General features: G+C 71.9%; 19 protein-coding genes. 13 read left to right on the top strand and 6 right to left on the bottom strand.

All coding sequences use genetic code 11. The annotated features are described in order from the left end of the window. Positions 1 to 15 precede the first annotated feature (15 nt). The 4 genes from ACFYW1_RS01420 to ACFYW1_RS01405 all read right to left on the bottom strand — a co-directional run bounded on the left by ACFYW1_RS01420 (position 16) and on the right by ACFYW1_RS01405 (position 5,456). Positions 16 to 1,197 (bottom strand): FAD-dependent monooxygenase, encoded by a 1,182-nt coding sequence (locus tag ACFYW1_RS01420; protein ID WP_388985488.1) that lies wholly within the window; start codon positions 1,195 to 1,197, stop codon positions 16 to 18. 184 nt (positions 1,198 to 1,381) lie between these two features. Beyond that, positions 1,382 to 2,824: an exo-alpha-sialidase gene (locus ACFYW1_RS01415; protein WP_388985486.1), complete on the bottom strand. Its 1,443-nt coding sequence runs from the start codon at positions 2,822 to 2,824 to the stop codon at positions 1,382 to 1,384. A gap of 658 nt (positions 2,825 to 3,482) precedes the next feature. Next, entirely contained in the window at positions 3,483 to 4,475 is a 993-nt protein-coding gene (locus tag ACFYW1_RS01410; protein WP_388985485.1) for an acetylxylan esterase, read from the bottom strand. Positions 4,476 to 4,724: 249 nt separating this feature from the next. Further along, positions 4,725 to 5,456: a FadR/GntR family transcriptional regulator gene (locus ACFYW1_RS01405; protein ID WP_388985483.1), complete on the bottom strand. Its 732-nt coding sequence runs from the start codon at positions 5,454 to 5,456 to the stop codon at positions 4,725 to 4,727. A gap of 186 nt (positions 5,457 to 5,642) precedes the next feature. Here ACFYW1_RS01405 and ACFYW1_RS01400 point away from each other — a divergent pair, with 186 nt between their 5' ends. The 5 genes from ACFYW1_RS01400 to ACFYW1_RS01380 all read left to right on the top strand — a co-directional run bounded on the left by ACFYW1_RS01400 (position 5,643) and on the right by ACFYW1_RS01380 (position 12,236). Then, entirely contained in the window at positions 5,643 to 7,238 is a 1,596-nt protein-coding gene (locus tag ACFYW1_RS01400) for an ABC transporter substrate-binding protein (RefSeq protein ID WP_388985481.1), read from the top strand. A 142-nt stretch (positions 7,239 to 7,380) separates the two neighbouring features. Continuing rightward, positions 7,381 to 8,331: an ABC transporter permease gene (locus tag ACFYW1_RS01395; RefSeq protein WP_388985479.1), complete on the top strand. Its 951-nt coding sequence runs from the start codon at positions 7,381 to 7,383 to the stop codon at positions 8,329 to 8,331. A gap of 1 nt (position 8,332) precedes the next feature. Next, positions 8,333 to 10,300, top strand: a complete 1,968-nt coding sequence (locus tag ACFYW1_RS01390) for a dipeptide/oligopeptide/nickel ABC transporter permease/ATP-binding protein (RefSeq protein WP_388985477.1) — start codon at positions 8,333 to 8,335, stop codon at positions 10,298 to 10,300. Beyond that, positions 10,297 to 11,304, top strand: coding sequence for an oligopeptide/dipeptide ABC transporter ATP-binding protein (locus ACFYW1_RS01385; protein ID WP_388985475.1), 1,008 nt, complete (start codon positions 10,297 to 10,299; stop codon positions 11,302 to 11,304). Before ACFYW1_RS01390 ends, ACFYW1_RS01385 begins: the two co-directional genes overlap by 4 nt. Continuing rightward, entirely contained in the window at positions 11,301 to 12,236 is a 936-nt protein-coding gene (locus tag ACFYW1_RS01380) for a dihydrodipicolinate synthase family protein (RefSeq protein WP_388985473.1), read from the top strand. The genes ACFYW1_RS01385 and ACFYW1_RS01380 overlap by 4 nt, the downstream gene beginning before the upstream one ends. A 150-nt stretch (positions 12,237 to 12,386) precedes the next feature. Here ACFYW1_RS01380 and ACFYW1_RS01375 read toward each other — a convergent pair whose 3' ends face one another. Continuing rightward, positions 12,387 to 13,283, bottom strand: a complete 897-nt coding sequence (locus ACFYW1_RS01375; protein WP_388985909.1) for a chaplin — start codon at positions 13,281 to 13,283, stop codon at positions 12,387 to 12,389. Between the two features lie 561 nt (positions 13,284 to 13,844). Here ACFYW1_RS01375 and ACFYW1_RS01370 point away from each other — a divergent pair. From ACFYW1_RS01370 to ACFYW1_RS01345, 6 genes are all read left to right on the top strand, one after another. Then, complete coding sequence (locus ACFYW1_RS01370) at positions 13,845 to 14,246, top strand: rodlin (RefSeq protein ID WP_388985471.1); 402 nt, start codon at positions 13,845 to 13,847, stop codon at positions 14,244 to 14,246. 337 nt (positions 14,247 to 14,583) lie between these two features. Further along, positions 14,584 to 14,817 (top strand): chaplin, encoded by a 234-nt coding sequence (locus ACFYW1_RS01365; RefSeq protein WP_388985469.1) that lies wholly within the window; start codon positions 14,584 to 14,586, stop codon positions 14,815 to 14,817. Between the two features lie 258 nt (positions 14,818 to 15,075). Beyond that, positions 15,076 to 15,363, top strand: a complete 288-nt coding sequence (locus ACFYW1_RS01360; protein WP_388985467.1) for a hypothetical protein — start codon at positions 15,076 to 15,078, stop codon at positions 15,361 to 15,363. 185 nt (positions 15,364 to 15,548) lie between these two features. After that, a complete protein-coding gene (locus tag ACFYW1_RS01355; protein WP_388985465.1) occupies positions 15,549 to 15,959 on the top strand; it encodes a rodlin in 411 nt (136 codons plus the stop codon). Positions 15,960 to 16,219: 260 nt separating this feature from the next. Beyond that, on the top strand, positions 16,220 to 16,420 hold the full coding sequence (locus ACFYW1_RS01350; protein WP_388985463.1) for a hypothetical protein: 201 nt from the start codon (positions 16,220 to 16,222) through the stop codon (positions 16,418 to 16,420). Positions 16,421 to 16,538: 118 nt separating this feature from the next. Next, positions 16,539 to 16,949 carry a rodlin gene (locus tag ACFYW1_RS01345; RefSeq protein WP_388985461.1) on the top strand — a complete coding sequence of 137 codons (411 nt, stop codon included), beginning with the start codon at positions 16,539 to 16,541 and terminating at the stop codon, positions 16,947 to 16,949. A gap of 182 nt (positions 16,950 to 17,131) precedes the next feature. Here the strand turns inward: ACFYW1_RS01345 and ACFYW1_RS01340 are convergent, their stop codons facing one another. After that, positions 17,132 to 17,632: a DUF5949 family protein gene (locus tag ACFYW1_RS01340; RefSeq protein ID WP_388985459.1), complete on the bottom strand. Its 501-nt coding sequence runs from the start codon at positions 17,630 to 17,632 to the stop codon at positions 17,132 to 17,134. A gap of 377 nt (positions 17,633 to 18,009) precedes the next feature. On the opposite strand from ACFYW1_RS01340, the gene rsgA reads away from it, so the two are divergent. Together rsgA and ACFYW1_RS01330 are read left to right on the top strand one after the other, a co-directional pair. After that, the gene (gene rsgA, locus ACFYW1_RS01335) at positions 18,010 to 19,185 is read left to right on the top strand and encodes a ribosome small subunit-dependent GTPase A (RefSeq protein ID WP_388985457.1); all 1,176 of its coding nucleotides are present in this window, start codon (positions 18,010 to 18,012) and stop codon (positions 19,183 to 19,185) included. Positions 19,186 to 19,290: 105 nt separating this feature from the next. Continuing rightward, positions 19,291 to 20,652, top strand: coding sequence for an AlkA N-terminal domain-containing protein (locus tag ACFYW1_RS01330; RefSeq protein ID WP_388985907.1), 1,362 nt, complete (start codon positions 19,291 to 19,293; stop codon positions 20,650 to 20,652). Positions 20,653 to 20,703: the final 51 nt, after the last annotated feature.

The raw sequence follows: 20,703 nt of genomic DNA, 5'->3' as shown, positions 1-20,703 counted from the left end.
GAGGCCGGACAGCCCTCAGGGCCGGTGCACGCTGCCGTAGAGATAACTCCGGTCGCCGTCCAACGAGGCCCGGCTCCACGCCTCCACCTCGGCGGGCCCCATCGCCGCCCAGTCGGGCGTGCGCTCCACCAGGTCGCGCCCCAGCCGACGGCCCAGCTCCACCAGCCGGGTCCCCTCGGCGGTGCGCTCGTCGGCGTACCGGCGCAGCGCCTCGGCCACCGGGACCCCGGCGCGCAGGGCCCGTTCCAGACACAACGCGTCCTGCAGCGCCTTGACCGCGCCGCTGGCCGTGTGCGGCCTGGTGACGCTCGCCGCGTCGCCCGCCAGCAGGAACGGCGGCTCGGCGACGCGCGGCGTCATGAAGTCGGCGACCGGGTGGAGGGCCCGCATCCCGTGCTCACCGCGGGCGACGATGTCGGCCCACTCCGCCGGGAAGTGCTCCTCGGCCAGGTCGCGCAGGTACTCGGCGGGCACCGGCTCCCGCGCCCCGGCCGGCCCCGGGGCGGACCCGTAGACGACATGGGCCAGCAGCCGCGAGCCGGGCACCGGGCCCGGAATCAGATAGAAGACGGCGTGCCCGCCGGAGAACCCCAGGGTGACCCAGGCGGTCCGCAGCAGTTCCAGCGGCCCCGGGTGGTCGCGGAGCACCTCCAGCGGGATCGTGCCCCGCCACGCCAGGTACCCGGCGGGCACCGGCCGGACGTCCGGGGCCACCAGGGCGCGGGTGACGGACCGGTGCCCGTCCGCCCCCACCACGATGTCGTACTCCAGCTCCCCGTCCCCGGTACGGATCAGGGCGCGGCCCGAGGAGGCCCGGCCGACGGATTCGACGGGCAGCCCGCCGCGGTACACGCCCTTCCCGATCCGCCCGCGCAACGCCCGCCACAACAGCCCCCAGTTGCACGCGGCCACCGGGGACCGCTGGCGGGCCAGCTCGCGCGAGGACCGCCCGCCCGGGGCCCGGGTGAGCCAGACGCGGTCGGCGACCGGAACCGTCGGCATGTCCGCGCCCAGATAACCGCCGGTCACCAGCTCCCGGTGGAGCGGGGGCGGCATGACGATCCCGAAGCCCCGCTCCTGCAACGCGCCGTCGCTGCGCTCGTGGACGGTGACCTCCGCCCCGGCCCGCCCCGCCGCGATCGCCATGGCGCAGCCGGCGATGCTGCCGCCGACCACCCCGATGCGTAAACCCGTCACCGTCACCGATCCACCGCCCGTCCCGACGCACGCGAGGTGCTGACCGTCCTCATCGTCGCACCCGCCCGGGGACGGGACGGGGGACACACGTCGTGCACCCCGGGGCGTACGGCGTTGCCCGGGGCGCACGCGACCTCCGGGAGGCGGTGCGCGCCCCGATCGCACGGACCGGGGCGCCGTCCGGTCACGGAGTGACCGTCACCGTCCCGCCGCCGGACGCCTGGAGGCCCATCGTGCGGTACGTCGCGGTGAGGGCGGCGTTCCCCGAGGCCCCCGCCGCCACGGTGACCGGGACCTCGATGTCGGCGCCCTGGCCCGGGTCCAGCGCGGGAATGCTCCGCTGCCGCGCCGTCCAGCCCGCCGGTACGGTCAGGTCGACCGTGCCCGCCGCGCGCCGTACGTCCATCCGGTTGACGACGCGGACCGTCACCTCCGCGGCCGTCCCCGCCCTCAGGGCGGCCGGCGGGGTGATGGTGATGTCGGCGCAGGTGCCGCCCAGCCACTTCAGGTCGAAGGACGCGTACGTGATGTGCTGGTAGTCGGCCCGCTCGTAGAGCAGCCCGAGGCGGCCGCCGGGCAGCCGGGTCAGCGTCGAGTAGGCGGCGGAGCCCGGGTCGACGACCTTTCTGATCGGCCAGGACCTCCCGTTGTCGCAGGACATCTTCACCGTCAGGTTCCGCCGCGCCGACGCGTCCTCGGTGTTGCTGAACAGCAGCCACGACGACTGCGGGTCCGACGGCGGGGCGTCGGGGGCGTAACGCATCACCGAGGCGTTGTTCGCCGGGTCGGTGAGCCGGGTGTCCTGGACGAACGGGGTGTAGTTGACGCCGCCGTCGGTGGAGTACGCGATCGTCCGGTACGGCTTCGAACGGTTGTTGAGCATCACCCTGCCGTCCGAGAGCTCCACGGTCTTGTTCTCGTCGCCGCCGGGCCCGACCGGGTTGCCCGTTTTCCAGGTCTCGCCGTGGTCGTCGCTGTAGGCGCTGACCGCGTGGTTGGCACCGTCGACGCGGACGGCGTACTGCTGGATCAGCCGCCCCTCGTACGCGCCGTGCCGCAACTGGATGCCCTCCCCGGAGGCGGCGAACATCCCCGCCCAGGCAGGGTTCTTGATCTGCTCGGTGATGCGGCGGTGGGTCCAGGTCAGCCCGTCGTCGTCGGAGTAGCTGTAGTCGGTCTGGAGGACGTTCGGGTCGTTCTCGTCGTTGCCGGTGCCCGAGCCGAAGAAGCCCTGGTTCACCGAGGCCGCGTAGAAGAGGAAGATCCGGCCGGTGTCCCGGTCGACGAGGAGGCTGGGGTCGCCGTATCCCTTGGGCGCGGCGTCCTTGCGGACCACCTGCTGCGGCTGCCAGGTGACGCCCCCGTCGGTGCTGCGGCGCAGTACGACGGAGATGTTGCCCGGCAGGTCGCCCAGGGTGGGCCGGGCGTCGTAGGCCGCGAGGACCGTGCCCCTGACGGAGGTGGTGAGCGCCGGGATGCGGTAGTGGGGCGAGCCCACCCCGTCGACGGTCAGGTTCTGGAAGGTCAGTTGGCCCGGGGCGGGGGCGGTGGCGCCGTGGGCGGTGCCGGCCGCGGTGGCGACCAGCAGGGCGGCGGCGAGCAGGGCGAGGGGGGCTTTTCGCTGCATGGGTGATCTCTCTTCTCGGAAGGGGTGGTGCTTCTGGGAAGGGCGGAGGACCGGGGGAGTGCCCGGCGGGGCCGACGGCCTCCGGCGGACGTGTTCCGGACGCGCCCGGCACGCGCTCCGGACGCGCTCCGGACGCGCCTCGGGCGTGCTCGGCGCGTGTTTTGGACGTGCTCTACGGGATGCGCAGGGAGCGGAGACCTGCGCGTACCGCGGAAGTCCCACCCGGCCGGGCCACTTGGCGGAATCGACCGGATGGGGCGACTGGAGCACCGGGACCGGCGAACCGGGCAGGGCGCGCACCGGCCGCACGAGCGGGACGAGGTTGGCCCGGTAGGTCTCCGGGCCGAGCCCGGGGCCGCGATGCCGTTCGTACCGATCATGATCGAGACGACCTCCGGCGAGAAGGCGGCGACCCGGTCCGCGGAGCCGGCGACGGGGCCGGCGCCGGTGGCCCCGCTCATGCCGGTGCCGATCACGAAGTCGCGGTTCTTCGGCTTGCCCGACTCCCGGCGGACCCGCTCCGTCCGGTGCTCCGGGCAGCTGCGCCATCCGCCGGTGTGCAGGGAGCCGTGGGTGATGCCCTCACCGGTGAGCACCCGGGTGGCGGGCGTGCTGCTGTCGCGGATCACGGAGCGTCTGCGCACGGAAGAGCCTCCGGTCAGGAGTGTTCGGGCCGCCCCGACGGCGGGCCCGCGAACAGGGAACGCACCCAGGCCAGTTGCTCCCGCTGATGATGGGCCGTGCCGCCCTCGTGCCCGTTGAACTCGTAGACCCGGACGTCCTTGGGGCCCGCGTAGTGGTTGTAGGCGGTGAAGCAGGTGGAGGGCGGGCAGATGTCGTCCATCATCGCGATGGAGAACAGCGCGGGAGCGGTGGCGCGGGTGGCGAGCAGGGCGGCGTCGAAGTACGACAGCGTGGTGAACGCCGTCCCGACGCGGTCGCGGTGGAGCCTCAGGTACTCGGCGATCTCGGTGTACGGCGGCCGGCCCGAGATCTCGGCGGCCCGCCGGAAGTTGCAGAGGAACGGCACGTCCGGCATCACCCCGGCCAGCCCCGGCACCAGCCCGGCCACCGCCAGCGCGATGCCGCCGCCCTGGCTGACCCCGGTGACGACGATCCGGTCCGGATCGATCCCGGGGTGGGCACGCATCGCCTCCACGCAGCGCACCGCGTCGGCGAACACCCGCCGGTAGTAGTACGTCTCGGGGCTCTCGATGCCGCGGGTGAGGAAGCCGGGGACGGCGCCGGCCGCCCCGGCGTCCGTGTCGGCGGTGGTGCCCGGCGCCGCCGACCAGCCCTGGCCGCGGGTGTCCATGATCAGGTGCGCGTGTCCGGCGGACGCCCAGAGCAGGTTCTCGTGGGGGAGGCCGCGCCCGCGCCCGTACCCCAGGAACTCCACGACGCAGCCGAGCGGTTCGGTGGCCCCGGCCGGCAGCCGCAGCCAGCCGCGGACCGGCCGCCCGGCGAAGCCCGGCAGCGACACGTCGTACGTACGGATGCGGGGGAGCCCGGCGTCGACGGGCGTGTACACCGGCTCCTCCCGCGGTGCCGGGCCGGGCGTGCGCGACCAGAAGGCGTCGAAGTCGTCCGGAACCGGCAGTTCGGGCCGGTAGACGCGGCATTCCGCGAGCGGGAGATCCGTCAACGGCATGGGGGTGCCCTTCTGGGTGCGACCGGGAGCTGAACGCCGACCAGCAGGACAGAAGACGTCAGATGTCCTGGCGGCACACGGACCCTAGGCAGCGCTCGCGGTGAGCGTCAAGGCCCCCGTCGGACCGGGCTCGGCGCCGAGGGGGCCTGGAGCCTTCCGCCCGGGGCGGGCCCGGCCCGCTCCCGGCGGGGGGCCGCGGTCCGGCTTCTTCGGGAGGGCCCGGAGGCGGGGCGGCCGGGACGCGCGGGGTCAGCCCCGGGCCGCGTCGCGGGCCCGCGCCTCGGAGATCCGGCGCCTGACCGGGGCGTAGTGCTCGCCCAGCGCCTTCATGAAGCCGGCGATGTCGTCGGCCCGCGCGGCGTCCACGATGTTCTGGTGCGCCGCGATCGTCTCCATCTCGTCGGCCTGCGTGAACCCGTCGAGGTGTGGCGCGACGATCGTGTACACGTCCCAGAAGGCCATCGAGAGCTGGCCGATCAGTTCGTTGCCGAGCGGGGCCACCAGCAGTTCGTGGAACGCCCGGTCGGCCTCCACGAAGCCGTGGCCGTCCCGGGCGCCGGTCTCGCGCATGGTGGTGACCAGCGTGTCCAGCTTGTCGAGCTGCTCCTCGTCGAGCAGCGAGACGATCCGGTCGGCCATTCCGCGCTCGAACAGCTCGCGCACGTCGACCAGGTCGGCCATCACCTGGAAGTCGTCGTCGGGGGAGAGCAGTCCGCGGAAGGTCAGGCTCTCCACCAGGGCGGACAGGCTCAGCCGCCCCACGTAGGTGCCGTGCCCGTGGCGCACCTCGACGATGTCCAGCGCATCGAGGATCTTGACCGCCTCGCGCACGCTGGAACGGCTGGCGCCGAGCGCCTCGCACAGGGCCGGCTCGGTGGGCAGCGGGTCCCCGGGGCGGAGCCTTTCCTCCAGGATGTAGCGCTTGATGCCCTCGACGACTTCCTGCCGGAGCAACTGTCGGCCGGGCTTCGTACCGGACATGCGTGAACTCCCCACCTCTTGACCCCTCTCGATTGTCAAGCTACGTTCCCACGCTATCAAGGCATCAGACATCTGACGTCTTATGCCCTGCCGGTGGATTGACGCCCTTCGCGACCCCGTGTTCCCGACGCGCCCTTGATCCATTCGACGCAGTCACGTCCCACCTTCGATGTCCCTGGAGGACCCGTGCCCGAGCTGAGACCCGCCGGTGTCGAGCGCCGCACCTTCCTGCGTTACGCCAGTGCCGCCGGTGCGGCAGCCGTCATCACGGCGAGCCTTTCCGCCTGCGGCGGACCGTCCTCGACCGCCGACGGCGCGGCGGGCGGGGGCGAGGGGGACGGCGTCATCGAAGCCGGCCTCTCATACCCCCTGTCGACCGGCTTCGACCCCATGATCACCTCCGGCGCCACCCCCTACGCCGCCAACATGCACATCTTCGAGGGCCTCGTGGACCTCGACCCGGTGACGCTCGTGGCCCGCCCCGCGCTCGCCACCGGGATGCCGGAGAAGATCAACGCCACCACCTACCGGGCCACGCTCCGCAAGGGCGCCACCTTCCACGACGGCTCGCCGGTCACCGCCGACGACGTGGTGTTCAGCTTCGCCCGCGTCCTGGACCCGAAGAACGCCTCGCTGATGGCCCAGTTCGTGCCCTTCATCGACACGGTGAAGGCGGTCGACGCGAGCACGGTCGAGTTCAAGCTCAAGCACCCCTTCACGCTCTTCCCGTCCCGGATGGCCGTGGTCCGGATCGTCCCGAAGAAGATCGTCGAGCCGGACCCGAAGGCGTTCGACGCCGAACCGGTCGGCTCCGGGCCCTACCGGTTCGTCGAGGCCACCCGCGAGGACAAGATCGTCTTCGAGGCGTACGACAAGTACAACGGCGCCCGACCCGCCAAGGCCAAGAAGATGATCTGGCGCCTGATGTCCGACCAGTCGGCCCGCGTCAGCGCCATGGAGTCGGGCCGCGTCCAGGCCATCGAGGACGTTCCCTACATCGACGTGAAGCGGCTCTCGGGCTCGGTGAAGACCGAGTCCGTGCAGTCCTTCGGCCTGCTCTTCCTGATGTTCAACACCGCCGACGAGCGGTTCGCCGACAAGCGGGTGCGCCAGGCACTGCACTACGCCCTGGACACCGAGAAGATCATCTCCACCGCGATGGTCGGCAACGCCGCACCCGCCACCGGTTACGTCCCCGCCACCCACCCCGACTACCACGAGGCCGCCACGGTCTACACCCACGACGTGGCGAAGGCGAGGCGACTGCTCGCCGAAGCGGGCGTCAAGAACCTCTCCTTCACCGTCCTCACCACCGACACCGGCTGGGTCAAGGACATCGCCCCCCTGCTCAAGGAGAGCTGGAAGGCGGCGGGCGTCGAGGTCACCCTCGACATCGCACAGTCCCCGGCCCAGTACGCCAAGATCGACAAGGGCGACTTCGAGGTGCTGGTCGCCCCGGGCGACCCCTCCGTCTTCGGCAACGACGCCGACCTCCTGCTGCGCTGGTTCTACTACGGCTTCTGGCCCGAGAAGCGGTACGGCTGGGGCGGCTCGGCCGCCTACAAGCAGGTCGGGCGGCTGCTCGACAAGGCCGCCGGCGCCGCCGACGACGCACGGCGCAAGGAACTGTGGGGCCAGGTCACCGACCTGATCGCCGACGAGGCCGCGCTCTACCCGATCCTCCACCGCAAGCTGCCCACCGCCTGGAACGAGAAGGCGCTGCCCGGCTTCAAGCCCCTGCCCACCACCGGCCTGTCCTTCCTGGACGTCGGCCGCGCCTGACCGGCCGGGCCCGGACCGACCGCCCGACCCGCCCGGTCCGGGACGCCCCGACCCAGGTGTCCCGGACCACCGGGACCTTCCGCCCGGACCGCCCCGACCCGGACGGAAGACCCCGGCCCGCCCAACCGCAAGGAACCCGACGATGGTTGCTTTTCTCCGGCTCGCGCTGCGCCGCGTCGCGATGATGCCGGTGATGGTCCTCGGCATCGCGCTGCTCGTCTTCGTGGTGCTGCAGTTCTCGCCGGTCGACCCGGCCTTCAACGCGCTCGGGGAGAGCGCCACCCCCGAGGCCCGTGCGGCCTTCGCCGAGGCCAACGGCCTCGACGACCCCCTCCCGGTCCGGTACGTCCACTTCCTGGGACAGCTGCTCCACTTCGACCTGGGCTCGACCGTCCCGCCCAGCCGGCCCGTCATCGACCGGATCACGGCCGCCTTCCCGCTCACCCTCCAGCTGACCGTCCTCGGCCTGGTCCTCGCGGTCGTACTGGCCGTCGTGTCCGGCGTGATCGGCGCGATGTACCGGGACCGCTGGCCCGACCAGCTGTTCCGGGTCGTCTCCATGGCCGGGGTCGCCATCCCGTCGTTCTGGCTCGGCGTCCTGCTCATCCAGCAGTTCGCCCTGAACACCCGCATCTTCCCGACCGGCGGCTACACCAACCCCGCCGACTCCTTCGGCGGCTGGCTCACCACCATGACGCTGCCCGCGATCTCCCTCGCCCTCCCCGTCTCCGCCTCGCTCGCCCGCCTGGTGCGGACCGCGATGGTCGCCGAACTCGACCGCGACTACGTCCGCACCGCCCGCGGCAACGGACTCCCGCCGCTCCTGGTGATCCGCTCGGTCCTGCGCAACGCGCTCGTCACCCCGCTGACCGTGCTCGGCATCAAGGTCGGCTACATGCTCAGCGGAGCCGTCGTCATCGAAGCGATCTTCGACCTGCCCGGCATGGGCAAGCTCATCCTCGAAGGTGTCACCGGCGGCGACGTCGCCCTGGTCCAGGGCACCGTACTGACCATCGCCATCGTGTTCCTGGTGGTCAACGTCATCGTCGACCTGCTCCACCTGCTGGTCAACCCGCGCATCAGGACGGTGTGACATGTTCGCCACCGGCTCTCCGGCCACCAAACTGTCCCGACCGGGCATCGCGTTCCGCTCCCTCCCGGTCACCTCCCGCATCGCCCTCGGCGTGCTGATCGTCGTCGTGCTCGGCGCCGTGTCCGCCCCGCTGTTCACCCAGGACCCGCTGACCACCGGCACCCCGGTGCAGGCCCCCGGCGCGGAGCACTGGTTCGGCACCGACCGGGCAGGCCGCGACGTCTTCGCCCGGGTCGTGCACGGCTCGCGCTACTCGTTGGTCATCGGCCTCGGCGCGACCGCCCTGGCCCTGGCGGCCGGGGCACTGCTCGGATCGCTGGCGGCCACCTCCCGCAGGCTCGGCGACGAATCCGTGATGCGAACCCTCGACGTCGTCATGTCCTTCCCGCCGATCGCGCTCGCCGCCGTGCTCGTCGCCGTCTTCGGTACCAGCGTTCCGGTGATCATCTTCACCATCGCGTTCGTCTACACCCCCTCCCTGGCCCGCGTCGTCCGCGCCAACGTGCTGTCCCAGTACGGCGAGGACTACGTGGCGGCCGAGAAGGTCATCGGGGCCCGCCGCGGTCACATCGTCCTGCGGCACGTTGCCGTCAACTGCATGGCCCCGGTCCTGGTGTTCGCCACCGTCATGGTCGCCGAGGCGATCATCTTCGAGGCCGGCCTCTCCTTCATCGGCGCAGGTGTGCAGGACCCCGACCCCAGTTGGGGCAGCGTCCTCGCCTACGGCCGACAGATCCTCCTGGCCGGCGGCTGGTGGGCCACCTTCTTCCCCGGCCTCGCCCTGCTGATCACCGTCCTCGCCCTGAACATCCTCTCCGAGGGGCTCACCGACGCCTCCGCGGCGCCCAGGAGCGCCCGCCCCGCCGCCGATCCCACCGCGGCCACCGGCCCGGACCCGGTCGAGGCCGCCCCCACCGCCGGCACCGACGCCGCGCTCGCCCGGCTCGCCGACCGGATCCGGGCCACCGAACCCACCATCACCCCGGTCCGCGAGGACGCCGACGAACTCCTCGCCGTCCGCGACCTCGCCATCCGCTTCCCCGACCGCTACGGCGACATCCCCGTCGTCGACGCGCTGAACTTCACCGTCCACGAGGGCGAGACCCTCGGTCTGGTCGGCGAGTCCGGCTGCGGCAAGTCCGTCACCAGCCTCGCCGTCATGGGCCTGCTCGCCCGCAACGCCGAGGTCAGCGGCGAGATCCGCTACCGCGGGCGGAACCTGCTGGAGCTGTCGCCGAAGGAACGCCGCGCCCTGATGGGCCCCGAGATCGCGATGGTCTACCAGGACGCGCTCTCCTCCCTCAACCCGTCCGTCCTCGTCGGCACCCAGCTCAAACAGCTCACCTCGCGCGGTGGCACCCGGACCCCCGCCGAACTCCTCGAACTCGTCGGCCTCTCGCCCGAACGCACCCTGCGCAGCTACCCGCACGAGCTCTCCGGCGGCCAGCGCCAGCGCGTCCTGATCGCCATGGCGCTCTCCCGCGACCCCCGGCTGCTCATCGCCGACGAGCCGACCACCGCCCTCGACGTCACCGTCCAGGCCCAGGTCGTCGAACTCCTCGTCCGGCTGCGCGACGAACTCGGCTTCGCGATGGTCCTCGTCTCGCACGACCTGGCCCTCGTCGGCGACCTCTCGCACCGCGTCGCCGTCATGTACGCGGGCCGCCTCGCCGAGATCGGCACCACCCGCTCCGTGCTCACCGGCCCCACCCACCACTACAGCCGCGGCCTCCTCGGCTCCGTCGTCTCCCTGGAGGCGGGCGCCGAACGGCTGCACCAGATCCGCGGCATCGTCCCCGCACCCCAGGGCTTCGGCACCGGCTGCCGGTTCGCCTCGCGCTGCGCCGCCGCCACCGACCTGTGCCGCACGACCCCGCCCGCGCTCACCCCGGGCGAGGGCGCCGACGACCACGCCTTCGCCTGCCACCACCCGGCGAAGGCCGTACAGCTGGAAGGGAGCACCCCGTGATCAGGCTCGAAGGCGTCCACGTGCGCCACAAGGCCCGCAGCGGCGGAGTGTTCCGCCGGGACGCGGTGCACGCCCTCACCGACGCCACCCTGGAGGTCGGCCGGGGCGAGATCGTCGGCCTGGTCGGCGAGTCCGGCTGTGGCAAGTCCACCCTCGCCCGCGTCCTGACCGGGCTCCAGAAGCCCACCGAGGGCCGGGTCCTCTTCCACGACCAGGACCTGTGGGGCATGCCCGGCGCCCGGCGCCGCGACGAGTTCGGCTCCGCCGTCGGCGTCGTCTTCCAGGACCCGTCCACCGCCCTCAACCCCCGCCTCACGGTCCGTCAGATCCTGCGCGATCCGCTCGACGTGCACCGGCGGGGCACCCGGGAGGAGCGCGAGAACCGCGTGGAGGAACTCCTCGACCTGGTCGGCCTGCCCGGCCACACCCTCGCGGCCCTCCCCGGACAGCTCTCCGGCGGTCAGCGCCAGCGCGTCGCCATCGCCCGCGCCCTGGCCCTCGAACCGGAGCTGATCGTCGCCGACGAACCGACCTCCGCACTCGACGTCTCCGTCCGAGCCCAGGTCCTCAACCTCCTCGTCGACCTGCGCGAACGTCTCGGCCTCGGCATGGTGTTCATCTCGCACGACATCCAGACCGTGCGCTACCTCGCCGACCGCGTCGCCGTCCTCTACCTCGGCCGGATCGTCGAGGAGGGGCGCGCGGCGGACGTCACCAAAAGCCCCGCGCACCCGTACACCGAGGCACTGCTCTCGGCGACCCCCAGCCTGCTGGAGTCCACCGAACGGATCGTGCTCACCGGCCCGGTCCCCTCGGCGACCAACCCGCCGACCGGCTGCCCGTTCCGCACCCGCTGCTGGAAGGCGGACGACGCGTGCGCCACGGTCTTCCCCGCCCCGGCCACCGGCCCCGACGGGCACCGCTGGAACTGCGTCCACCCCCAGCACTCCGGGGCCCCCGCCGGGGACCCGGCCCCCGTACCGTCCGCAAGGAGCACCGCATGACCGCCCGAACTCCGCGTCACTCCGGAGTGATCCCGCCCCTCGTCACCCCGCTCACCGAGGACGGCGGGATCGACCGGCCGTCCCTGGAACGGGTCGTGGGGCATCTGCTCGACGGCGGCGTCAGCGGCCTGTTCGCCCTCGGCAGCTCCGGCGAGACCGCCTACCTGACGCCCGCCCGGCAGGACGAGGTCATCGAGATCGTCACGGCCGTCTCCGCGGGCCAGGTACCGGTGCTCGTCGGAGCCATCGAGACCACCACCGACCGCGCGATCGAACGGGGCCGCGCCGCGGTCGGGCTCGGCGCCGACGCGGTCGTCGTCACCGCGCCGTTCTACACCCGCACCCACGACACCGAGATCGACCGGCACTTCCGTGACGTCGCCGCCGCCCTCGACCGGCCGGTCCTGGCGTACGACGTGCCGGTCTGCGTGCACAGCAAGCTCACCCCGGAACTGCTGCTGCCGCTCGCCGCGGACGGTGTACTGGCCGGTGTGAAGGACTCCAGCGGCGACGACGGATCGTTCCGCCGCCTGGTCATCGGAGCCCGCGAGCTGCCGGAGTTCTCCGTGCTCACCGGGCACGAACTGGTCGTGGACGCGATGATGCTGAGCGGGGCCGACGGCTCGGTCCCGGGGCTCGGCAACGTCGACCCGCATGGCTACGTACGCCTCCACGAGGCCGCGGTGCGCGGCGACTGGGCCGCAGCCCGGGCCGAACAGGACCGGCTCGTCCGGCTCTTCGACATCGTCCGCGCGGCACGCCCCGGCACGACGTCCGCCACCGCCGCCGGCCTCGGCGCGTTCAAGACGGCCCTGATGCTGCGCGGGATCATCACCACCAACGCGGTGAGCCCGCCGATGCGCCGCCTGGACGCGGCCGAGACCGCCGAGGTCGCGGCCTGCCTGGACCGCGCGGGACTCTCCCGGATCTGACCGGGACCCTCCCGGGCCCGCGGCGGGCCCGGGAACGACGAAGGGGCGGGGTCCGTCGTCACAGCTCGGGCTGCGACGACGGACCCCGCCCTTCTCTACCTGCTGCCTGGTGACCTACTGCTCGTCACCGCTGCCCGGGGGCCGATCCGATCAGTCCCGCGCGGCGCGGGTACGGCGGACCAGCAGGGTCCCGCCGAGCACCATGGCCGCGGCGGCACCGCCGGCCAGGCCGAGCTTCGCGTCCGAGCCGGTGTGCGCCAGCTGCGGCGGCTTGTGGTGCGGCGGCTTGTGGTGCGGGGGCTTGTGGTGTGCCGGCTCGGGGTGGTTCGGCGGCATGGTGGGCGGGGTGGTCGGAGGAGTGGTGGGCGGTGTGGTGGGCGGTGTGGTGGGGGGCGTGGTCGGAGGAGTGGTGGGGGGAGTGGTGGGCGGTGTGGTGGGAGGGCAGTTCGGGGTGTGGTGGTGCGGGGGCTTGTGCGGCGGGTGGTGCGGCGGGTGCACCGGCGGCTTGTGCGGCGGGTGGACCGGCGGGTGGTGCGGCGGGTGGACCGGCGGGTGGTGCGGGGGGTGGACCGGCGGGTGGTGCGGGGGGTGGACCGGCGGCTTGTGCGGCGGGTGGACGGGAGGCGGAGTGCTGGTGCCGCCCGACCCGTTCTCGCAGTTGTTCCCGGCCGCCGGGTTCAGCGCGCCGATGACGTTGACGGTGTTGCCGCACACGTTGACCGGGATGTCGATGGGCGCCTGGACGACGTTGCCGGAGAGCACGCCGGGGGAGTTGGCCGCGACGCCCTCGGCGCTTGCGCCCGTACCACTGCCGCTGCCGCTGCCGCCGCTCTCGTTCTTGCACTTGTTCCCGAACGCGGGGTTCAGCAGGCCGACCACGTTGACGGTGTTGCCACACACATTGACCGGTACGTGCACCGGCACCTGCACGGTGTTGCCCGAGCCGACGCCCGGCGAACCGACGGCCGCACCCTCGGCGGAGGCGTCCGCGAACGCGTACCCCCCGGACACGGCCAGGATGCCTGACGCCGCCGCCATCACCAGCACGCTCTTACTCAAGGCTTTTCGCATTGGTGCCCTTTCCTATGGACATTCCGTGCGAGCGGAACGCTCGCTTGTTCGTACAGCAGGCGATGCGGACACTGTCGGGACGCCACCCCGACGGCCTTCGTGCGTGAGACCGGAAAGCGGCGGTTGTGGAAACGTGGAGACCACGAAGACGTGTTCTTCATGTGCTGAGTACTGCTTCTGCCGGTCAAGCGCCCGAGCGTGCACGCTTGTGACACTCATAACGAGAAGATTTTGTTCAGGAAACTCACGCGGCCGTGGAAGTTTCGTAACCACGCGAACGGAGTAGCGCAAGCGGCTCATGATCGGCCCCGACCGCGGCGGCCGGGATGCTCCGTATCGGCGCGCGAATACGGTATGGATGACGGTGCGACGACCGGGCGCTCGTTTTCCCGACCGGCCCGCGGGCGTGATTTCGCACGGTTGTGCGTGCGCTCCGGGCATTCGGGTGAAAGGCGGGAAGTACGAGAACCAAAAGCCCGGTCGCGAGTTGGGCAGGGGGCTCCGGTACGGGGCATCCGGTACGAGAAGGGTTGAAGCGTGATCAAGAAGGTTCTGGCTACGGGCGCCGTCGCCGCCTCCATTCTGGGTCTGGGCGCGACGCAGGCCATGGCCATCGGTGACAACGGCGGCACGACCTCGATCAACGGCAACGGGGCCTCGCAGTCGTTCGGCAACGCCGAGACCCGTGGTGACGGCAGCCCGCAGTTCGGCCTGGTCCAGGGCAGCCTGAACAAGCCGTGCATCGGCCTGCCGGCCAAGGCCAATGTCGGTTCGGTCCTCGGCCTGATCCCGATCGCCGTTCAGGACGTCAACGTTCTGTCCTCGCCGCAGAACCAGCAGTGCACCGAGAACTCCACCCAGGCCAAGGGCGACGAGCCGCTGTCGCACATCCTGTCCGGCATTCCGATCCTGTCCGGCAACGGCGCCGGCAACAGCTGACCGTTGGCTGATCGACACCTGACCCAGCCGTAATGACAGGCCCGGGCCGCCGGCCTTCCTCCCCCGGCGGTTCCGGGCCTGTTGCTGCCCTCCCGGGCCCGCGTACGGGCTCGGGAGGGTGTGGGACACGTCGCGTGACCGCACGGGCCCATCCGTGACGTCAAGTGATCGGTATTGCATCTTTCGGGCGATTCTTGAGGATTTTCAGCTCCCCGAGTTTCGCCTGCGGCCCTGAATCGTTACGAATGAGAGCGGCGGAGTTACGAGCGATCGGGATCGCGCTCGTGTGGCACGAAAGACGTGGCTGCTTCGGACTCCGTCAAAGAAAGGGAAAAACGTGAAGTACACCAAGGTTGCCGCCATCGCCGCAGGAACCCTCATGGCGATGGGCGCCGCCGCCCCCGCCTTCGCCGACTCCGGTGCCGAGGGCGGCGCCGCGAACTCGCCCGGTCTGGTGTCCGGAAACGTCATCCAGCTTCCGATCCACATTCCGGTCAACGTCTGTGGTAACACGATCGACGTGATCGGTGTGCTCAACCCGGCCTTCGGCAACACCTGCGCCAACGTCTGACCTCCGGTCGACCGGGCCGAAAGCCCGTGACCGGAAGGCCCCGGAACGCATTTCCGCGTTCCGGGGCTTTTCCCTGCCCTTTTCCGGTTCCCGAAATCGAACGAGTGGCCCCGGGGAAAAAAGTGTCCCAGTCCAGTTTCCGGGCCGCTTTCGCCTCGTTACCCACTGCGAAAGCGGCAGGAGGGCACGGCCACAGAGGGCTCGTGCGGCGCGGTTCACGCGACCGATGAAGCTGCCGCTGCAGAAGGGAACCCGAAAGTGAAGTACGCGAAGACCGCCGCAATCATCGCCGGTTCCGTGGCCGCGCTCGGAACGGCTGCCCCCGCCTTCGCCGTCACCACCACCACGGCCCCCAACTTCAGCCTCAACGGCGGTGTCAACCAGGTGGTGGAGAGCGCCCCGCAGGCCGTCGACCCGGTCGTCGACGCGGTCGACAACGCCGCGGGCGCGGTGAAGGACGGCACCCTCGGCGACCTGGCGGGCAAGGCCACCGGCGCGGCCAAGGGTGCGGCCCCGCTCCTGGGCGGTATGCCGGTCGGCGGTTGATCCGTCGCCCCGAGGCGATTGCCGCCCGGCGAAGACTTTCGCATTCCTCCGGTGCCGCGCATCCGGTGAACAGCTGAACGCGAGAGCGCCGTTCGAGTGAACGGGCACAACCATCCCCGTCGCCGCGAGTTGATCAGAACGCTCCGGACAGGCGGGCAACAGAGAAACCCCAGAAGGGCTATTTCATGATCAAGAAGATTATGGCCTCGGCAGCTGTCGCTGCTTCGATCGTCGGCGTCTCCGCCGCGGCCGCCCCGGCGGCCATGGCGATCGGCAACGACGGTGGCACGACGTCGGTCAACGGCAACGGTGCCGTCCAGTCGTACGGCAACTCCGCCACCCACGGCGACTGGAGCCCGCAGTTCGCGCTCATCCAGGGCTCGCTCAACAAGCCCTGCATCGCGCTGCCGGCCAAGGCCAACGTCGGTTCGGTGCTCGGTGCCATCCCGATCGCGGTCCAGGACATCAACGTTCTGTCCTCGCCGCAGAACCAGCAGTGCACCGAGAACTCCACCCAGGCCAAGGGTGACGAGGCCCTCTCGCACATCCTGGACGACATCCCGATCCTGTCCGGCAACGGCGCCGGCAACAACTAAGGCCGTACCGCCCCGGGCGCTCCTCCCGACTTCTCGTACGCGCGGGGGGAGCACACCGCGGGCCGCTTCGGGCCCGCCTGCCCGCAGCACATGACGTACCCGTGGGGCCGGCACATCCACGCGGCAGCCGTTCGTCGGCCGCCCGGATGTGCCGGCCCCGTCGTGCGTCCGGAGCGCGGGACCCCTCGAAGGGGCGGTGCGCTGGGCCGGTTGCCGTAGTGGCGGCGGACACCGTCCGCCGCATCGGGTAAGCCCACCTCATGGACCAGTACGACAGTCAGAACTCCCACGGTCGGCCGGGGCACGGACAGGGCGGCACCCCCATCTACGACCGGTTGCTCGCCGAGTGGCGCGCCGCCCACGGCGACCCGGAACGGACGCCGCCCCCGGCACCCGCCCGGCCCCGCGCGGAGAGCCGGATCCCGGCGGCCCGCACCTCCGGCGAGGCCGTCGAGGGGTGAACGGAGCGGTCGAACTCATGCCGGATCGAACCCATTCGGGTGGTACTGCGGAACCCACGCTTCCGTAGCGGGTTGATCAGTACGTTCCACAACGGGACGCTCCGAAAGGTGAAGCGTGATGAAGAAGATGATGACCGGCGCAGCAGTGGCCGTGTCCCTGGTCGGCCTGTCCGCCGCGATGGCCCCGGCGGCCATGGCGATCGGCAACGACGGTGGCACGACGTCGGTCAACGGCAACGGCGCCGTGGACTCGTTCGGCAACAGTGTGACCGAGGGCGACGGCAGCCCGCAGGTCCAGCTCGTCCAGGGCACGCTGAACAAGGCCTGTGTCGGCCTGCCGCTCAAGGCCAACGCCGGTGCCCTCGTCGGCCTGCTGGTGCCGGTCGCGGTCCAGGACGTCAACGTCCTGTCCTCGCCGCAGAACCAGCAGTGTGCCGAGAACTCCACCCAGGCCAAGGGCGACGAGGCGCTGTCGCACCTGGTCAACGGCATCCCGGTGCTGTCGGGCAACGGGATCGCCAACAACTGACGCGTCCGGCGTGCGGGCGACCCGGGACCGTTCCCGCGGTCGTCCGCACGGCTGTGCCCCACCGGTTCACGGGGCACGGCCGACCGCCGAGCAGGACCGGGGGCAACAACGCCCCGGGCTTCGCACATGACGATGCCCACCGCGCCACGGGGGCGGTGGGCATCGTCATGTGCCGGGGCGGATCAACCCAGGCTGCGCACCGGGAGCACGCAGTGGGCGGAGGACATGATGACCTCCGGATCGCCGGCGAAGGACCGCAGCAGCCCCTCGTCGACCGGGCGGCCCGGGGCGCCCTGGGGCCACGGACGGGTCGCGAACATCGCGTGCACCTCGCCCCGCTGGTTCGCGGCGGCGAGCCACTCGGGCGGGGCGGGGTACTGCGCGGTGAAGTGGGGCAGCGTCAGAACGGCCTGGCCCGCCTGGACGAGCAGCTTCACCTGGAGGCCGGGGTGCTCCGCCGCGTACACCGGGCCGTTGCCGACCGGCAGTCCGCAGCGCTCCAGGGCCACGCGCATGGCGGCCTCACCGGCGGCGGGACCGTCCGTGCCGTCGCCCAGCGAGTAGACGAGGAGGAAGGCGACGTCGTGGCCGCCGTCAGGGTGTTCGCCGCTCCACCCGATCAGTGTGATCGTGCCCAACTGGGCTTGGGTGAACGTGCCGTTGGCGGTCTGGGGTGAGGTCATGCTCGGCACCATAACGGCCCCGGACCGGTGGTTGTGCATGCGTATCACCTGATCGAGCGAGATAGCCGGATAACTCCGATGAATACGGCCCGGAGCGTGGTCCCCGATCCGGCGGATGCGGCGCGCGTCCCGGTAAATGTGTTGAGCCGCCCGACGGACGCGGGCTATCGTGTGCGGAGTTCCGGACGGCGTGCTGAGCCGCCGGTGTCGGGTTCATGTGTGAACCAGGAGGTGAGGACCGTGATGACTGTCGTTGCGATGGGCGTTGCCCACAACCGGAAGAACATCGTTCCCACCCCCGTGGTCACCGGCTGACCTCTTCGTAACTCTCCGCGCCCGCAAGCGCGTTGCCGGGGCCACCCTTCGAAGGGTTTCCCTTGTCCCTCCAGTCTTTCTCGTCCGCTCTCTCCTCCCTCCAGGGCTCGTCCGCCGCGCACCCGCTGTCCCCGTACGGTTGGGACGCCGAGTGGGAGGCCGAGTTCGCGCCGTACGCCGAACAGGGTCTGCTTCCCGGGCGTGTGGTGCGGGTCGACCGCGGCCAGTGCGATGTCGTCACCCCGGACGGCATGCTCAGGGCCGACACCGCCTTCGTCGTCCCGCGCGATCCGATGCGGATCGTCTGCACGGGTGACTGGGTCGCCGTCGATCCCGACGGTGATCCGCAGTTCGTCCGCACGCTGCTGCCGCGGCGCACCGCCTTCGTCCGCTCGACGTCGTCGCAGCGCTCCGAGGGGCAGGTGCTCGCCACCAACGTCGACCACATCGTCATCTGCGTCTCGCTCGCCGTGGAACTCGACCTGGGGCGGGTGGAGCGCTTCCTCGCGCTCGCCATGTCCAGCTCCTCCGGCGACGCGCTGCTGCGCACGGACGGGTCCGCCGGGGACGGCGCCGCCGAGCCGATCGTGGTGCTGACCAAGGCCGACCTGGTGCCGGACGCCGCCACGCTGTCCTACCTGGTCCAGGACATCGAGGGCGTCGCCCCCGGGGTGCAGGTGCTGCCCGTCAGCTCCGCCACGGGGGAGGGCATCGACGTCTTCTCCGCCATCGTCTCCGGCGGTACGAGCGTGCTGCTCGGGGTGTCCGGCGCGGGCAAGTCGACCCTCGCCAACACCCTGCTCGGCCAGGACGTGATGGAGGTGCAGGCCGCCCGTGACGTCGATGGCAAGGGCCGCCACACCACCACCACCCGCAACCTGCTGGTCCTGCCCGGCGGGGGCGTGCTGATCGACACCCCGGGGCTGCGCGGGGTCGGTCTCTGGGACGCGGAGCAAGGCGTGGGCCAGGTCTTCTCCGAGATCGAGGAGCTGGCCGAGCAGTGCCGGTTCCACGACTGCGCCCACGAGTCCGAGCCGGGCTGCGCGGTGCTCGCGGCGATCGAGGACGGTTCGCTGCACGAGCGGCGCCTCGACAGCTTCCGCAAGCTGTTGCGCGAGAACCAGCGCATCGTCGCCAAGACCGACGCCCGGCTGCGGTCGGAGATCCTGCGGGACTGGAAGCGCAAGGGGGCCGAGGGGCGCGCCGCCATGGAGGCGAAGCGGGGCCGGGCTCGGTAGCCGCGGCCGTGTTCCCACGGCCCCGCGCGTCGGCCGACCGCGCGCAGGGCCGCGTCCGAAATCCGCCAGTGCGGTGCCGGGGGGTGCCGCACACTGGATTCCGTGATGGACGAACGGACCAGGTACGAGGCGGTGAGCAGCCGCGACGCCCGTTTCGACGGGGAGTTCTTCTTCGCCGTCGAGACGACCGGCATCTACTGCCGGCCGAGCTGCCCCGCCGTGACCCCCAAGCGGAAGAACGTCCGCTTCTACCCGACGGCGGCCGCCGCGCAGGGAAACGGCTTCCGGGCCTGCCGCCGCTGCCGCCCGGACGCGGTGCCCGGCTCGGCGGAGTGGAACGTCCGGGCCGACGTCGTGGGCCGCGCCATGCGGATGATCGGCGACGGCGTGGTCGACCGGGAGGGCGTGCCCGGCCTCGCCCACCGGCTCGGTTACAGCTCGCGCCAGGTGCAGCGGCAGCTCAACGCGGAGCTGGGCGCCGGACCCGTCGCACTGGCCCGCGCCCAGCGCGCCCACACCGCACGGGTGCTGCTCCAGACGACCGGGCTGCCCGTGACCGAGATCGCCTTCGCGGCCGGCTTCGCCAGTGTGCGCCAGTTCAATGACACGATCCGGCAGATCTACGCCCGCACACCGACTGCACTGCGGACCGAGGCCGGTACGGGGCGCGGCGGAACGGTACGGGTGGGGCGGACCACCGGCATCCCGCTGCGGCTCGCCCACCGGGGGCCGTACGCGGCGCGCCAGGTCTTCGACCTGCTGGCCGGTGAGGCGGTCGCCGGGATCGAGGAGGTCTGCGGCGGGACGGGCGCCCGCACCTACCGGCGCACCCTGCGGCTCCCGTACGGCTCGGGCGTCGTGGCCGTCGACGAGCGGTCCGCCGGTTCCTGGCTGGACGCCCGCATCCACCTCACGGACCTGCGGGACCTGACGACGGCCGTCCAGCGGCTGCGGCGCCTCTTCGACCTGGACGCCGATCCGTACGCCGTCGACGAGCGGCTGGGCGCCGACCCGCGGCTCGCCCCGGGGGTCGCCGCCAGGCCGGGACTGCGTTCGCCCGGCGCCGCGGACCCGGAGGAGTTCGCCGTCCGGGCCCTGGTGGGCCGGGAGGCGGCGGCGCGGCTCGTCGAGCGGTACGGGACGGCGCTGGACGTGCCCTGCGGCGGGCTGACCCGGGTGTTCCCCGAACCCGCCGTGCTGGCCGGGGCGGCCGAGGACCCGGAGCTGCGGGCCCTGGCGTCCGCGCTCGCCGGCGGGGAGCTGCGGCTGGACGCCGGGGCCGACCGCGACGAGGCCGAGCAGGCCCTGCTGCGGCTGCCCGGGATCGGCCCGGTGACCGCGGCGCTCATCAGGACGCGGGCGCTCGGCGACCCCGACGTGGACCCGTACGGGAGGCCGGGGGCGCAACGGTGGCGGCCCTGGCGCTCGTACGGGGTGCGGCACCTGGAGCTCCTGGGCACCGGCTGAACCCGCCTCGTGCGACGCGGCCGGAAAATCCCCGAAAGGGCTGAAGACGTC

The organism is Streptomyces sp. NPDC002669 (assembly GCF_042889165.1).
Classification (GTDB): Bacteria; Actinomycetota; Actinomycetes; order Streptomycetales; family Streptomycetaceae; genus Streptomyces.
The sequence above is the reverse complement of the archived record's forward strand: the minus strand, read 5'-3'. Positions and strand labels throughout refer to the sequence as shown.

Coding starts and splice junctions, on each gene's coding strand:
- ACFYW1_RS01395 (WP_388985479.1), top strand. CDS start 7,381: ATGGTTGCTTTTCTCCGGCTCGCGCTGCGCCGCGTCGCGATGATGCCG.
- ACFYW1_RS01350 (WP_388985463.1), top strand. CDS start 16,220: ATGGACCAGTACGACAGTCAGAACTCCCACGGTCGGCCGGGGCACGGA.
- ACFYW1_RS01380 (WP_388985473.1), top strand. CDS start 11,301: ATGACCGCCCGAACTCCGCGTCACTCCGGAGTGATCCCGCCCCTCGTC.
- ACFYW1_RS01410 (WP_388985485.1), bottom strand. CDS start 4,475: ATGCCGTTGACGGATCTCCCGCTCGCGGAATGCCGCGTCTACCGGCCC.
- ACFYW1_RS01405 (WP_388985483.1), bottom strand. CDS start 5,456: ATGTCCGGTACGAAGCCCGGCCGACAGTTGCTCCGGCAGGAAGTCGTC.
- ACFYW1_RS01415 (WP_388985486.1), bottom strand. CDS start 2,824: ATGCAGCGAAAAGCCCCCCTCGCCCTGCTCGCCGCCGCCCTGCTGGTC.
- ACFYW1_RS01345 (WP_388985461.1), top strand. CDS start 16,539: ATGAAGAAGATGATGACCGGCGCAGCAGTGGCCGTGTCCCTGGTCGGC.
- ACFYW1_RS01390 (WP_388985477.1), top strand. CDS start 8,333: ATGTTCGCCACCGGCTCTCCGGCCACCAAACTGTCCCGACCGGGCATC.
- ACFYW1_RS01355 (WP_388985465.1), top strand. CDS start 15,549: ATGATCAAGAAGATTATGGCCTCGGCAGCTGTCGCTGCTTCGATCGTC.
- ACFYW1_RS01330 (WP_388985907.1), top strand. CDS start 19,291: ATGGACGAACGGACCAGGTACGAGGCGGTGAGCAGCCGCGACGCCCGT.
- ACFYW1_RS01340 (WP_388985459.1), bottom strand. CDS start 17,632: ATGACCTCACCCCAGACCGCCAACGGCACGTTCACCCAAGCCCAGTTG.